This is a genomic window from Chryseobacterium sp. SIMBA_029 (assembly GCF_046535275.1).
Taxonomy (GTDB): domain Bacteria; phylum Bacteroidota; class Bacteroidia; order Flavobacteriales; family Weeksellaceae; genus Chryseobacterium.
Genome location: NZ_JAWRXA010000002.1, coordinates 443,892 through 458,592 on the forward strand (window position 1 = coordinate 443,892; position 14,701 = coordinate 458,592).

15 protein-coding genes are annotated in these 14,701 nt (G+C 36.5%); 8 read left to right on the forward strand and 7 right to left on the reverse strand.

Features of this window, described 5'->3' with window-relative positions; all coding sequences use genetic code 11:
- Window positions 1–3: 3 nt before the first annotated feature.
- The 3 genes from SB679_RS05220 (at window position 4) to SB679_RS05230 (ending at window position 1,692) form a co-directional block, all read left to right on the forward strand.
- Window positions 4–342, forward strand: coding sequence for a hypothetical protein (locus SB679_RS05220; protein WP_410701175.1), 339 nt, complete (start codon window positions 4–6; stop codon window positions 340–342).
- A gap of 214 nt (window positions 343–556) precedes the next feature.
- Entirely contained in the window at window positions 557–967 is a 411-nt protein-coding gene (locus SB679_RS05225; RefSeq protein ID WP_410701177.1) for a hypothetical protein, read from the forward strand.
- Window positions 968–1,317: 350 nt separating this feature from the next.
- Entirely contained in the window at window positions 1,318–1,692 is a 375-nt protein-coding gene (locus SB679_RS05230) for a hypothetical protein (RefSeq protein ID WP_410701179.1), read from the forward strand.
- A 71-nt stretch (window positions 1,693–1,763) separates the two neighbouring features.
- Here SB679_RS05230 and SB679_RS05235 read toward each other — a convergent pair whose 3' ends face one another.
- The 3 genes from SB679_RS05235 to SB679_RS05245 form a co-directional block, all read right to left on the reverse strand.
- Entirely contained in the window at window positions 1,764–4,484 is a 2,721-nt protein-coding gene (locus SB679_RS05235) for a hypothetical protein (RefSeq protein ID WP_410701181.1), read from the reverse strand.
- A 117-nt stretch (window positions 4,485–4,601) separates the two neighbouring features.
- Window positions 4,602–5,582, reverse strand: a complete 981-nt coding sequence (locus tag SB679_RS05240; RefSeq protein ID WP_410701183.1) for a hypothetical protein — start codon at window positions 5,580–5,582, stop codon at window positions 4,602–4,604.
- Complete coding sequence (locus SB679_RS05245) at window positions 5,582–5,998, reverse strand: hypothetical protein (protein ID WP_410701185.1); 417 nt, start codon at window positions 5,996–5,998, stop codon at window positions 5,582–5,584. The genes SB679_RS05240 and SB679_RS05245 overlap by 1 nt, the downstream gene beginning before the upstream one ends.
- Before the next feature lie 343 nt (window positions 5,999–6,341).
- Between SB679_RS05245 and SB679_RS05250 the strand changes: the two genes are divergently transcribed.
- The gene (locus tag SB679_RS05250; protein ID WP_051882072.1) at window positions 6,342–6,614 is read left to right on the forward strand and encodes a hypothetical protein; all 273 of its coding nucleotides are present in this window, start codon (window positions 6,342–6,344) and stop codon (window positions 6,612–6,614) included.
- Window positions 6,615–6,697: 83 nt separating this feature from the next.
- The gene (locus SB679_RS05255) at window positions 6,698–7,534 is read left to right on the forward strand and encodes a GLPGLI family protein (RefSeq protein ID WP_410701187.1); all 837 of its coding nucleotides are present in this window, start codon (window positions 6,698–6,700) and stop codon (window positions 7,532–7,534) included.
- A 106-nt stretch (window positions 7,535–7,640) separates the two neighbouring features.
- On the opposite strand, the gene SB679_RS05260 is transcribed toward SB679_RS05255, so the two are convergent.
- Genes SB679_RS05260 through SB679_RS05275 form a run of 4 tightly spaced genes read right to left on the reverse strand, consistent with a single transcriptional unit; the run spans window position 7,641 to window position 12,318 of the window.
- Window positions 7,641–8,444 (reverse strand): hypothetical protein, encoded by an 804-nt coding sequence (locus tag SB679_RS05260; RefSeq protein WP_410701189.1) that lies wholly within the window; start codon window positions 8,442–8,444, stop codon window positions 7,641–7,643.
- A 17-nt stretch (window positions 8,445–8,461) separates the two neighbouring features.
- Window positions 8,462–9,193, reverse strand: coding sequence for an MIP/aquaporin family protein (locus SB679_RS05265; protein WP_410701191.1), 732 nt, complete (start codon window positions 9,191–9,193; stop codon window positions 8,462–8,464).
- A 24-nt stretch (window positions 9,194–9,217) separates the two neighbouring features.
- Entirely contained in the window at window positions 9,218–10,714 is a 1,497-nt protein-coding gene (gene glpK / locus SB679_RS05270; RefSeq protein ID WP_410701193.1) for a glycerol kinase GlpK, read from the reverse strand.
- A gap of 11 nt (window positions 10,715–10,725) precedes the next feature.
- Window positions 10,726–12,318 (reverse strand): glycerol-3-phosphate dehydrogenase/oxidase, encoded by a 1,593-nt coding sequence (locus SB679_RS05275; RefSeq protein WP_410701195.1) that lies wholly within the window; start codon window positions 12,316–12,318, stop codon window positions 10,726–10,728.
- Window positions 12,319–12,435: 117 nt separating this feature from the next.
- On the opposite strand from SB679_RS05275, the gene SB679_RS05280 reads away from it, so the two are divergent.
- From SB679_RS05280 to rplD, 3 genes are all read left to right on the forward strand, one after another.
- Entirely contained in the window at window positions 12,436–13,200 is a 765-nt protein-coding gene (locus tag SB679_RS05280) for a DeoR/GlpR family DNA-binding transcription regulator (RefSeq protein WP_410701197.1), read from the forward strand.
- 251 nt (window positions 13,201–13,451) lie between these two features.
- On the forward strand, window positions 13,452–14,078 hold the full coding sequence (rplC, locus tag SB679_RS05285) for a 50S ribosomal protein L3 (protein ID WP_007839520.1): 627 nt from the start codon (window positions 13,452–13,454) through the stop codon (window positions 14,076–14,078).
- Window positions 14,069–14,698, forward strand: a complete 630-nt coding sequence (rplD, locus tag SB679_RS05290; RefSeq protein WP_034713027.1) for a 50S ribosomal protein L4 — start codon at window positions 14,069–14,071, stop codon at window positions 14,696–14,698. Before rplC ends, rplD begins: the two co-directional genes overlap by 10 nt.
- Window positions 14,699–14,701: the final 3 nt, after the last annotated feature.

The window sequence follows — 14,701 nt, forward strand, 5'->3', positions numbered from 1 at the left end:
ACAATGAGAATAAAAATCTTACTAGTACTGTTAGGTATTACCTTAATATCTTGCAATACTAAAGCTTCAGCTGAAAGAAAAATAAAACGAACGGTAACTGAATTTTTAAGTGCTGTAGAAAAAGATGATGGGAGTAAGTACAAATCATTAATCTATGAAAGTGAAGAGTACCCAGGTGTAATATCTATGGAAAAGCATTTTTTACATAAAAATTACATAAAAATTAATGCTATAGTTAATTTAAGGGAAAATATAAAGATAAAAGATACTATTTATAAAAACGGAAATATGTCCAATATTATATTAAGAATAGTAATCCTAATTATCTCCAAAAACCATTAATCATTACTTTTATATTTTATGACCAAACAGGATATGATAAAATATATAATCCGGGCATTTTAAAAAATATGTTAGATTGGGAATAAAATTTCCCAAGCTGCCGCACGAATCCTTTCGTGCGGCATTTTTAATAATAATTACTTTTTAGTAAACTACCTCATTTTATATCTTTACATAAAAAACATAAAAAACATAAAAAACATAAAATGCAAATATGAAAAGTAGTAATAAAATAATGTTTTTGATTTCCCTTATTGGTTTTATTTTTTTGTTCATCTGCTTTAATTTAGAAAAAAAAAGCATGTCTGATTTTTTCGAATCAGATGAAAAGCTTTTTCTGAATGATTTTTCACCAATTGTAATGAACAAATATAAATACTTAGGAGAGGTTGCAGATACAACAAATCATATGTATCCTTATTTGAATTTTGGCAAAATATGCTTACCCCTTCTTAATCAATGGAAAAATAAAATTAAAATAGGAGATTATGTTTCTAAAAAGAAAGATAGTTTAACATTATTTATTGAAAATAAGGAGAATAATTATTACCTAAATCTAGACACCACAAACATAGGTGGTGCCCCATCTCCATGTAAATGCAATAAATTAAGTAAAAATAATTAAGCTAACTTTTAAAGTTACCTCGTTGCGCAAAGTCTTTGGCTTTGATAATAAAAATAAATCACTGCATTTGCCCCAAGCTGCCACACGAACCCTTTCGTGCGGCATTTTTATTAATAATTAGGTTTTAGTAAACTACCTCTTTTTATATCTTTACGTAAGATAAATTATAGATATAGCAATGAGGTTGCTTATTTTGATGAAAGCTATACAAATAACCAACGCTACTCATTGAGTAGTGTTGGTTTCACATCATTGATTGTGTAATTTGGGTTGGTTCAGGAATGCATTTATGAGAGCGAAGACGTACTGTTTATCGTTTTATATGTCTAATATTGCAGAGACAATAGTGTATGGAAAATAATTTTAATATAGAAGTTGATAAGTCTAGTAAAAAAACGATTATAATATTTATAGTTTTTTTTGGATGTATTTTATTGTCTACGATCATTTATTTAATTGTAACCTCAAACTCTTCTATAAAAAAGCAATTACTATCTATTGAAAGGTATACTAGAGTAATTGAAATTTATAATAATAAAGAAGAACATAATTTTCCCTATGTAAAATATTCTAATGGAACTCAAAAAATTTTAGAATTTCCATATCAAGTAGGAGATTCTGTTTCAAAGAAGAAAGGCGATTCTATAGAATATATTTTTAGAAAAGATAGTATAATAGAGAATAATTTTTTTGAAGAATCCCGGAAAAATGGTTATTTAAAATAAAAGAACAGCTGCTTTAAGCAGCTGTTCTTTTGGTTAAACCCTCCGCTATCGAACGGTTTTTATAAAACAATCTATTTCATAAAATACCCAAAATACGAACAGCTGCCCATAAGATTTTTAGCTGTTTCAGTATCTGAATACTGTGATTTAAGCATGGCAAAATACGTTCTGAATTTTTGATTTTTAATATCATCCAGCTGCTTTTGGTAGGCATCCGCTTTTTCAGACCATTTGGGATCAGAATAATTTTCTGTAGGTTTATTTTTTGCCTCATATTGATAATACTTTCCTTGTTCGGCGCTTGCCATCTGGAAGAGTATTCTTGCTTTTTCTTCTTTCATGGTGGAAGCATCTAATGCTTTTTTATAATAAGAAATGGCAAGATCAAAATTATCCGGTTCTATGTAAGTTCTGTCCATAAAGTTTTTGTAATAATACTTATATGGATTCTTTTGGTTGGTATTCCAGAAGTCATATTTTCCACCGTTGGTATTATCTACATCCATCACAAATACCTGTCTGTAATATCCCAAAATAGAAGTATTATAGAGTAAGTTTCCGATCAGCTGATTGGCTTTAACAGACTTTTCATCCTTTCCGGTACCTATTTTTTTAAGCTGAATCAACGCATCTGCCAGTTCAAGCTTATTCATGCTCGGTTTAATAAAAGGAAACTGAGAATAGTCCTCATTCTCCATACTGGTTGCAGCATCACTCTGATAGCTTTCCCAGACATTATGGCCAAAAACGTAGCTTGGAATATTTCTGAATCCATTGTATTCATTATCACCATATTTGTGAGGAACTTTAGGCTGTTCGCTGGAAACCCAGTCATAATTGATTCTTGGAATTCCGACAAAGTTCTGTGCTTTTTGATAATAAGACTTGGCCTTTTCAAAATCAGCGGCCCTCATGGCACGGTCTCCGTAGATGACACTGAAAAAAGCATCTATATTTCCAACATCATCCATGTTTTTAGAAATGATCTGCTGTTCAAACTGTGTTTTGTTCGGCTTTCGGTAAAAATTTTCCACACTCTTTACCAGACTTGAATTCGGATTGTATTGAAGGTCAGAAAGCTTATTACTCATCAGGAATGATTTTCCATCTTCACCCTGCAGAAAATAACGGTTGGCCAGAACATCTTTCAGGAAAGAAGCAGTAGAAGGAACAGGTCCGTAATAATCATCATAGCCATCAGTCTCCGTAGTATCTTTTTTAACTTCTTTTTTCTCAACAAAATATTCAGCATAATCCTTCATCAAATGATCCTCATAAGCTGCATCAATTTTCGGCTGGGAAACAATATCATTCAGCACTTTCATTCTTTTGATCTCTTCCAGATATTCAGGATTGGTAGTTTTAATATCCTCCAAAATTTCAGTGCTGGCTTTATAGTCTTTTTTCAAAAACTTCAGATAGGCATCAGCAATCTGCCAATATTCATCTTTAGATTTTGCTTTTGTTTTCTCTGTGAATTTTTCAAGATCATCAAGATAGTCTTTGGTTTTTTCATCATACCAGTAATTATTGTTATTGTAGAAAGGAATTCTGTTAGGATTTTCCAACAATTCATCATCGCTTTGATCAGATTTGCCTCCTTCAGCCGTTGGATCAGATTTAATACCGAAGAGCCTTTTGAAAAACCGTACAATTTTCTGCCAGAAAGAAACTTTCTCCTCTTTTATTTTTTCCGGTGCGGCTTTATCCTTATCTGTTGTTTTGCCTAAACTGGGATCTTTATTTACAGAAGCAGCATCCGTATCGTTATTGGTGTAATAATAGATGGGAAGATAGCTTCTCTCCAGTTCATTGATACTTCTTACAGCCATTACTTTCAGGATTTCAGAATCAGGATTAATGTCGTACATTTTTTCCATGATGGGAATCGGATTGTTGAAATCCTCATACCCGAGAAGAAAATAGGCCATGTTTTTTTCATTACTGGTTCCTGCTCTTTTTAAAATATTATTGAAAGAAGCAGTATCTGAAAGCTTCATAGAAACGAAAGCGGACTCCTTTCGGCTGTCGCTGTTCATGAAGACCTGGAAGAAGTTCCAGTTGGCATCACTGTTCATTTTCAGACCTCTCTGGGCGCCGGCAAGCTGGTCCAATGCCATAAAATAAGGAACACCCTTTAGCCGTATAGGTTCTACATAGGTTTTGAATGCCTGAAGAGCAGTTTCATAATTCCTTGTATAATGATTGAAACGCACAAGCTGATAGCCGTAGCGTTGTTTTATTTCAGGATTTTTGGTTGCATTGTATAATGAAACTAAGGCTGCCGTTGTTTTATCGTAATCGATATTTGTCGCGTTTTTATCCTTTCCGGTGCCGCCGTAATAAAATGAATTTTCATTTTCAACGAAGTTGATTCTCATATAAGGCTCGAGATATTTAGCCTCGATTAAATAATCCAATCCTTCCCGGTATTTTTGATAGAAACCTGTTCCCAGTTTTTGCAGCAGCTGGTTATTAGGAGTTCCTTTTTTCAGGTCATTCAGGTCATTCAGGCTCATGGTGTTCACCAGATAATTCGTCTCGGAATAACTGAGCTGGCCATTGAAGAATTTTTTCCAGGCTTCAATATTCTCATCAGGAATTTGAGACTGCTTGAAATCTGTATAAAATCTCGTAGAATAACTATGCAGAAAAGGAAGATAGGATTTATCTTTTATAATACTCTGTGTAAACAGGTTAAAGTATTCATAATCCGGATCGGACCATGCACACGCATCAGACTTCGTATAGAAGAGAGACAGGATGGCAATTGAAAGAATATACTTTTTCATATGAGCGTATGGTGTTTTTTATGATTGATAAATCTGGTTGCAGAAAATTTGTATTGTCGTTGAGGATTTATATTAAAATCCGAAGAAATACGATCTGCAAATCAGAGGATATTTAAGTTAAAACTTTTTAAAATTACGGTTACTTACAAATTTACTATCTAATTGATAATATATAATGTTAAAATGAGGTATTTTTTTATGTAGAAAATCAACAACTTCTTGAAGCTGGTCATCTGTGATTTCTTCAACTTTTATCTTGAACCCTTTATTTAAATAGCTTCCAAAATAAAATCCATCCTTCATTACTTTAACTTCGTGATCTGATATTTTTTTGAAATTCGGGTTTCCCAGATCTTTTGCAGATAAAGCGTTAATCAGTTTGTGCTTTTCCAGATGATTCGTGATGATTCCCCAGGAATAGATCGGTAAAGCGACTTCAATTTTTTTAATAGGGTATTCTTCCAATTTTGAAAGATAGCTTTTCAAAATATTAACATCCAGAATTGAGTTTTTATCCGAATTTTCCAGCGGAGAAGAAGTAGAGTAGCACATCAGATAGACTTTTCCTACGGGCGGAATTCCAGTCTGTTTTTTATCCTTTACCTGATGCAGACGAAGTGTGCAGCTAACTTCTTTACCGGAGATTTTCTTTAATTCTTTTAAAAAAGCAAAATAATCATCCCGGGTACCGGCAGTCCAGTCACAATCAATTTGTATTTCCTGATTGACTTTGAAGTGGTATTCTATAATTTTCTTTTGGATGAGGGTATTAATACTTTCGGCCAGAAAGGTAATCTCTTCTTTGGAAATATTCAGGAAACTCTGGTTCGTAATAAAAACAGTCGGAACGATCTGTTTGTTGCTTTCAAAACTTTGATCTTTTGTAATCACTGCAACCGGCTGAAATTTTCCACCAGTTTTATCAACATCAAAAAATCTTGTATATAAATAGGGAACCGGCGCCAGATCCAGGGTTTTCTTCTCTTCCTGATCAAGGCTAAGGTTTGTTTTCCAATAATAAAAAGTATAAGGATGATTTTCCCTCCTGCTGCATGAGAACGAAAGAAGGAGAATGAATAAAAGTGACAGTACTCTCATTATTGATAGAGTTTGCTTTCACATGTACAGGTATCGTTAGTCAGACTTTCCTGAGAAGAGCAGCAATCTTCAGATTTTTGGATGTTTCCTTCCTGATCCGTAAGATAGATATGGTCTTTGTCAAACTTAACAAAAAAGTTTTCGTTCATTTTTTTAAAACGGACGTTCATTACTTTAGAATTGTATTTCCCTGCATTCATTTCCTCTGTCGTTTCAGTTCTGTCAGCCTGGTTCACCTGGACAAATCCGAAATAGACATCACCGTTTTTCTTTACATCAAGATAATAATGTGGTGTTCCCGTTCCACTATATCCTTCAATAATATCAAAGCTTCTCTTGCCGGTAAATGGTGCCTTTGTCTGTGCAAAAGATAAAACACTGATGAATAAGATGACTAAGCTGAAAATCCTTTTCATATATTTTCTTTCAAAAATAAGGAAAAACAGATAACATTACGACCGTAAAATCCCGGAAAGTTTACCATTTGGTTGCTCTCAAACTTTATGTATAGTAGTGTTTTTAGCATTCTGGGAAAATAGAAATGCTTAGAACAGGAACGATTATGATGAGAGAAACTTATATTTCTCTATTTTTATTTTCAAAATGTTGCGTTCCAAATTAGAAATTAGGGCTCCTGTGAATATCCACAGCACGTGATTTAACATAATAAAATATATACTATTTTTAGGTTAAATGCTTGTAAATATTCATTAATACTGATACTTTTGGAGTGTTAAATAAAACAAAACAATTAAAACCATGAAAAAACTATTATTTATCGCGGCACTAGGTGTGGCAGGATTAGTAAGTGCAAAAAACGCAGAAGAAATTAAAACAGAAAATGCTAAAGAGAAAGCACCGGTTGAAAAAACTATTTCTGTAGAAAAGAAGTCAACAGCGAAGAAGCCTTACAATTGGATTACTATCGTATCACCTTGCGGAGCTGTTTTCTATTTAGACATGAATGATTATGCAACAACAGATGCTTTCTGGGCAGATGCACATCATTTTTCAGATGTGAAATGCAATTAATTTAGATAAAATATTAAATGTACTCATAGGAACCGGTTGCTTATTGCAGTAGCCGGTTCTTTTTTTATATTGTAATTTTAATTATGAAAATTTACAGCGTCTTACTATTGCTCATTATTTCATTGTTTAAAGGGCAAACGATTATTAATTCGCCTGGCTTTGCATTGAAGCCTTCACCTTATCATGTTGTGGATTATGAACTCAGTTCTTATAATATCTACTATCAGCTTCAGTTTTCCAATAACCCGGATCATCCTGAAAATAAACGTGAAGCCTTATGTGTTCTTCAGTTCGGGAAGAATTTTTCAAAGTTTACCGATGTGAATCAACTTAAAAAAGATACGCTGACTGAAAAATTCAGTCATCAGGATATGGTCAATGCGAAAGAAGCCGGAGAAATGTTGAATATCCATATCAATTATCCGACAATCATAGTAAAGAAACTAGCGGATAAAGAGCTCATTGTTCAGGACAGGTTGAGAGATGTTTATCAGTATGAAGAAAAACAGCCGGTTTTTAACTGGAAATTAGAAAAAGGAGAAAAGAAGATTCTGGGGTATTCCTGCACTAAAGCAGAGGCGAGTTATAGAGGAAGAACATATATTGCTTGGTTTACGAAAGAAGTTGCCATCAATAATGGGCCGTATGTTTTCGAAGGTCTTCCCGGTCTGATTCTCGAAGTAGAGGATACCAAAAATGATTTTCACTTTATAGCGGTAGGAATCGATCGGAAACCTTTGCCGATCTATCTTAGAAATGAAGATACTATCTTTAAAGTAAGCCGTGAAAAATTCAGACAGGTACAAAAAACGTATCATGATAATCCCGGTTTTTTTTATGGTAAAGCCTATAATGAAGATGGCAGCGTGATCACAACAAAAGCGAAACCGCTTCCTTATAATCCTATTGAACTAGAATAATGATTCATATTATTAGATAAAAAATGTCTTCCAGTGTTGGAAGACATTTCTTTTTAAGGCCAAGTGTAAAGTTATTAAAAATAATGTTTTACTTTTTTGAAGCAAATTAAAATACAGTAGCTGCAAGCTGAATTCTGGCGTATTTGTTGGAAGGATTCCACATCGCCATCATAGATACCGGAAGGCTGTAATGGTCTGTGATTTTTATAGCTTTACTCGCTTTTACTCCAAGATTCACGACGTCAAAACTATTCTTTCCGTTTCCGTATAAAAAATAGCGGTCATTAAGGGCAAACCCAGCTCCGACAAAAGCATCTAAATTGACTTTCTTTCCCGCAATGACAGGATAGCTTACCTGTACATAGGTCGAATATTTATTCTTTTTATAGCTTCCGTCAGGATCTAAAACAACTTCTCCTGCATTGGCACCACCGTACAGCATAATATCCGCTTCGACATTGATAGGAAATGCGGGTCCGAAAGTGTAATTTGTTCTCAGATCAATAATATGGGCAGTCCTTCTGTTCGAATAATTGAAGATGTCGTCTGAAGCCACAGCGGTATTGATGTTCCTGGAATTAAACAAATCCCATAATCCGATATACAGACGTCCATCCGAATACTGAACATAATAATTGATTTCTTTATAATGAGTACCGTCTTTATCATCCGTTAAAGAAGAGGCACCCCATAAACCTACCTTCCATTTCTTTTCTGCATCCAGAGCGTAGGATAGGTTTCCCATGACAACAGGTTTGTCAGTAATGATAAGCCCTCTCCATAAATGATTGGTTTGAATATTTACCGTGAAATCAAGTCTGTTATTGTCCTTGGTTTCTATAGTGTCTTGAGAAAACAGTTTCCCTGTGCTCAATGCCAGAAGGCAAAGAACCGTTAAGATTTTATTCATAAATGTGATTTCTGTTGTTAATGTAAAAATCCGTAAAGAACTGCGGCCAAAGCAGCTCCTGCAATGGGTCCCACAACAGGAATCCAGGCATATCCCCAGTCGCTGCTGCCTTTCACGGGAAGGACGGCGTGCATGATTCTTGGTGCCAGGTCTCTGGCAGGATTAATGGCATATCCGGTAGTTCCGCCTAAAGATAAGCCTATTGCCCAGACAAGCAATGTTACAGGAAGTGCTCCCACAGAGCCTAGCCCTACTTTTGCCGTAGGATCGGTATGTAAAGAAATACTTGGGTCAGAAAAATGGAAGATCACAAATATCAGTACAAACGTTCCGATAATTTCACTGATCAGATTGGAAGAGGTTTTTCGTATGGCTGGAGCAGTACTGAAGCAAGCCAGCTTAGCTCCTTCATCTTCAGTAATCGCAAAATGGTCTTTATTGAAAAGCCATACCAGGAAAGCCCCGAGCATTCCACCGATCATTTGAGCGGCGATATAAGAAGGAACAAGGTCCCAGGAAAATTTTCCGGCAAGAGCCAACCCGATGGTAACAGCGGGATTTAAATGAGCACCACTTACCGGACCGGCAATGGTAACCCCTACAAAAACGGCCAGTGCCCAGGCGGTGGTAATCACAATCCATCCTGAATTGTTTCCTTTTGTGCCTTTTAAAACAACGTTGGCCACCACACCATTACCCAATAATATCATGAGCATGGTGCCTATTAATTCTGCTATAAATGGAGTCATATGTATCGTTTTTATGTAAAGGGATTAATCTTCTATCCAGCTTTGAGAACGCTTCACTGCTTTATTCCAGAAATGGATCATATTATCTGCTTTCTCCTTATTCAATGTAGGATGGAAGTCTTTATCAACAATCCATTGCGATTGTATCTCATCAATGTTCTTCCAGTATCCAACAGCAAGACCTGCAAGATAAGCAGCTCCTAAGGCTGTTGTTTCCAGTGTTTTCGGACGTGTAATTTTCACTCCGAATAAATCAGACTGTATCTGCATCAAAAGATCACTTGCAGAAGCACCTCCATCCACTCTAAGTTCCAGACTTGGTGTTCCCGAATCCGCTTCCATAGCTTTTACGATATCACACACCTGAAAAGCAATACCTTCTAAAGTAGCTCTTGCAATATGTCCGTTGGTAGTTCCGCGGGTTACACCTACAATAGTTCCTCTTGCATACTGATCCCAGTAAGGAGCTCCCAATCCGGTAAGAGCAGGCACGAAATACACGCCACCATTGTCTTCTACCGTTTTAGCAAGATCATTAACTTCCTCTGCTGAATTGATCAGTTTTAAACCATCTCTAAGCCATTGTATGGCAGCTCCGCCTACAAAGACACTTCCTTCCAGTGCATAATTTACTTCTCCATTGATTTTCCATGCAACGGTTGTCAGTAAGTTGTTTTTTGAAGAAACGGCTTCTTTTCCTGTATTCATTAATAGGAAGCATCCTGTTCCGTACGTGTTTTTTACCATTCCCGGTGTCGTACACATCTGTCCGAACAATGCGGCTTGCTGGTCTCCTGCGATCCCGGCAATAGGAATTTTAGTAGAAAATAGAGTAGTAGCAGTTTCGCCATAGATCTCACTGCTCTGTTTTACTTCCGGAAGAATTGCTTTGGGAATATCAAATAATTCCAATAATTCATCATCCCACTCCAAGGTGTGAATGTTCAGAAGCATGGTACGGCTGGCGTTGGAAACATCCGTGATAAACATTTTTCCCCGTGTAAGTTTCCATACAAGCCATGTATCAACTGTTCCGAAGCATAATTTTCCGGCTTCCGCTTTTTCTCTCGCACCTTCTGTGTGGTCAAGAATCCATTTTAATTTGGTTGCAGAAAAATACGCATCCAGTATAAGTCCCGTTTTCTTTTGTATCATTTCCGCATGACCTTGTTCTTTCAGCTCATCGCAGTATTTGGAAGTTCTACGGTCTTGCCATACAATAGCATTATAAATAGGTTCACCCGTTTCTTTATCCCATACAATGGTTGTTTCGCGCTGATTCGTTATACCAATAGCAGCTACTTCGAGTCCTGATATGCCTGCTTTTGCGATGATTTCTGCCGCAACTGAAATCTGGGAAGACCAAATCTCATTAGGATCATGCTCTACCCAGCCCGGAGTAGGGTAGATCTGTTCAAAATTTTTCTGGGACATATATTCTATCTGCCCATTGTGGTTGAATAAAATTGCTCTAGAGGATGTCGTGCCCTGATCTAAAGCAAGGATTAATTGTTCACGCATATTGTAGTTAATTAGATTATGTTTCTAGGAGAATAAGGGATCAGTAAATAGCCTTTTGCCAAGGCGATAAACTCTTCGGTCTGCTGTGCAATCCATTCAGGAGAATGGTTCTTTTCTTCCGCAATGAGTTTTGCTATCGTTCCAGCGCTGTCAATGGCTGCTCTCGCATCAAGAAAAAGAAGACGTACTCTTCTGGCTAATATATCTTCTATGGTTTCTGCCATTTCATGATGGATAGCCCACACAGCTTCTGCAATGGTAAAATCGTGGTCCGGATGTATTTTTTCGGCATAAGCAGGATTGCTTTGCTGTAATGATTTTAACGATGGGATATCTGAGCCGTAAACATACAGATGGCTGCTTCTGTCAACCTGATCTGCATTCATGTTTCCATGGATTGATAAATGCTCAGTAACAGATGGAGTCTGCTTCAGGTTTTGAATTTCTATTGCTTTGTCGATGGTGTCTTCCGCCATTTTCCGGTAAGTAGTCCATTTTCCCCCGATAATAGAAGTAAGGCCTGTTTCTGAAGTAATCACTTTATGGCTTCTGGATACCTCTTTTGTATTTTTTCCTTCCCCTTTGGGTGCTGCTAAAGGACGGAGCCCTGCAAAGACAGATTTTACATCTTCGCGTGTTGGCTTTTTGGAAAGGTATTGTCTGGCAGTTTCCAGCACAAAATTGATTTCTTCTTCCAAAGCACGTGGTTCGAAACTTTCATCCTTTAAAAGAGTATCTGTAGTTCCCACTAAAGCTCTGTCATGCCACGGAACGACAAACAGTACTCTGCCGTCTGAAGTTTTAGGAATCATGATCGCATCGTTGCTTTTTAGGAACGATTTATCTAATACCAAATGAATTCCCTGGCTGGGTACTACAAACTTACCATGCTTGGGATTGTTCATATTTAAGATGTCATTGGTGAACACCCCTGTAGCATTCACTACAGCTTTCGCTTTAATAGTATATTGCTTTTGGGTAAACTGGTCTTCCGCAGTAACGCCTATTATTTTATTGGAATCATTTTTAAGAAGATTAACCACCTTAAGGTAATTAATAGCACTTCCGCCTTTTTCGATGATTGTTTGGGCCAGGTTGATGGCAAGGCGTGCGTCATCAAACTGCCCGTCCTGATAAACCACTCCGCTTGCCAGGTTGTTCTGCTCAATCGTTGGAAGCTTGGAGATGGTTTGAGCTTTGCTGATGTACCGTGTTTTGCCAAGACTTAATTTTCCGGCAAGGAAATCATAAATGGATAGCCCTATTTTATAATAGATACCGCCCCACCATGTATAATTAGGAATAATAAACGACTGGTTCTTTACCACGTGTGCCGCATTTTTAGCCAGTAGCCCTCTTTCCTTTAAAGCTTCTTTTACAAGCCCGATATCCCCTTGTGCCAGATACCGTACACCACCATGCACAAGCTTCGTACTTCTGCTGGAGGTGGCTTTCGCAAAATCATGAGATTCTAATAATAAGGTTTTGAATCCTCTGGTGGTTGCGTCTAATGCTGATCCCAGACCACTGGCCCCGCCTCCGATGACGATAAAGTCCCACTCCTCTACGCCAGTTAATTTACTAAGTTCTTCGTTTCGTTTCATAAATGTTTCGTTTATGTTTCATTTTCAAATGTATAAATTAAAAACGAAACTAAAAAGAAAATAAATGAAATTTTATCGGTCTCGGAAAAAAATGGTATTTTTGGTGAAAGAATCAGAATGGAAAAGTTAATACCAAGGCACGATGACATTTTAAAGGAACTGGATGAGAAAGGTCATGTTCTCGTACAGGATCTGTGTGAGAAGTTGAATGTTTCGTCGGTTACGGTTCGAAAGGATCTGAATTATCTCGAAAGCTTAGGATTGCTTTTCCGGAATCACGGAGGAGCCAGTAAGCATGTGCGGTATGCTTATGAAAGGAATGTTGATGAGAAAGAAAATATCAATGTAGAGGCAAAACAAAATATAGCCAAAGCAGCTTTGCAGCTTATTCAGGAAAATGACTGCATTATTCTGGCTTCAGGAACTACGATGCACTATCTGGCAAGGATGCTGGTTAATTTTGGACAGCTTACTGTTCTTACCTCTTCGCTTAGGGTAGCTCTTGAACTTTGTAATAATCCTAATATTAATATTATCCAGCTTGGAGGGGAAGTGAGGAAAAGTTCTACTTCTATTGTAGGTTCTATCTCGGAAACTATTTTAAAACAGTTTTCATGTAATAAACTGTTTCTTGGAGTTGATGGCATTGATCTGGATTTCGGAATCAGTACATCCAATGCGGCAGAAGCTCATCTCAACCAATTGATGATTGAATGCTCCGATAAGGTTGTAATTCTTGCAGACTCTTCAAAGCTAAATAAGAAAGGATTCGGCAAAATAGCCTCCTTAGATAAGATAGACTATCTGATCACGGATAACGACATTTTAGAAGAAGACAGGGCTGCTCTGGAAGAAGCGGGAGTAAGTGTGATTGTGAAATAATCGAAAAACACTTCATCGCTTGAATAAATCAAAAATATTTTGAGGAAAAATGAGGAAGTAAATTTTCATAAATGGGCTAATTGATTAAAAATCAAAATATTTTGTATGAAAATTTGTCAATTTGAAAATTATCCTTACATTTGCACACTCATTTTAGGGGCGAAGTATGCCTATTTCAAACGTGGAAATTACTTGTGATGCTCTAAAATGAAAAGTGATTCAAGAAAATTTTATAACATATTATATAAATAATGTCAGGTATTATTGGTAAAAAAATCGGTATGACATCTTTGTTTAACGAAGAAGGAAAAAACATTCCTTGTACAGTTATCCAAGCTGGTCCATGCTCGGTTTTACAGGTCAGAACCATAGAAAAGGACGGGTACAAGTCTGTTCAATTGGGTTTCGATGACAAGAGTGAAAAGAACGTTGGTAAAGCGTTAGCTGGTCATTTTAAAAAGGCTGGTTCTGCTCCTAAAGCTAAATTAGTAGAATTCTACAGAGAATTCGTTGATGAAGTAAAAGTAGGAGAAGAAGTAAAAGTTGATTTATTCGCTGAAGGTGAGTATGTTGACGTAACAGGAACTTCAAAAGGTAAAGGTTTCCAAGGTGTTGTTAAAAGACATGGCTTTGGAGGTGTAATGCAAGCTACTCATGGTCAGCACAACAGACTTAGAGCTCCAGGTTCTATCGGTGCTGGATCGGATCCTTCAAGAGTATTCAAAGGAATGAGAATGGCAGGTAGAATGGGAGGTAAGCAGGTAACTGTACAAAACCTTCAAGTATTAAAAGTGGATCAAGAACAAAATCTTTTAGTAGTAAAAGGTGCTGTTCCGGGAGCTAAAAATTCTTATGTAATTATCAGAAAATGGAACTAGTAGTATTAAATACATCAGGAAAAGAAACCGGAAAAAAAGTAACTCTAGACGAAACAGTATTCGGAATTGAGCCAAATAAGCACGCGGTTTACTTAGAAGTTAAACAGTACCTTGCTGCACAAAGACAAGGAACTCATAAATCAAAAGAAAGAAGCGAAATTACTGCTTCTACTAAGAAACTTAAGAAGCAAAAAGGATCTGGTTCTGCTAGATACGGTGATATTAAATCTCCAACTTTTAGAGGTGGGGGTAGAGTATTCGGTCCTAAGCCAAGAGACTACAGATTCAAATTGAACAAAGCTCTTAAGAGATTAGCGAAAAAATCTGTTCTTTCTCAGAAAATGAGAGACAACAGCATTAGAATTGTGGAAGGTTTGAGCATTGCTGCTCCTAAAACTAAAGATTTCATCACTATCTTGAATGCATTAGCATTAAACGATAAGAAGTCTTTATTCATTCTTCCTGATACTAACAAGAATGTATATTTATCTTCAAGAAACTTACCTAAGACTAAAGTTATGAAATTCAACGAAATTTCTTCTTATGACTTAATCAATGCAGGTGAGATCGTTTTCTTAGAAGGTGCAGTTGAAAAATTCCAGGAAAATTTAAAGAAATAAGTC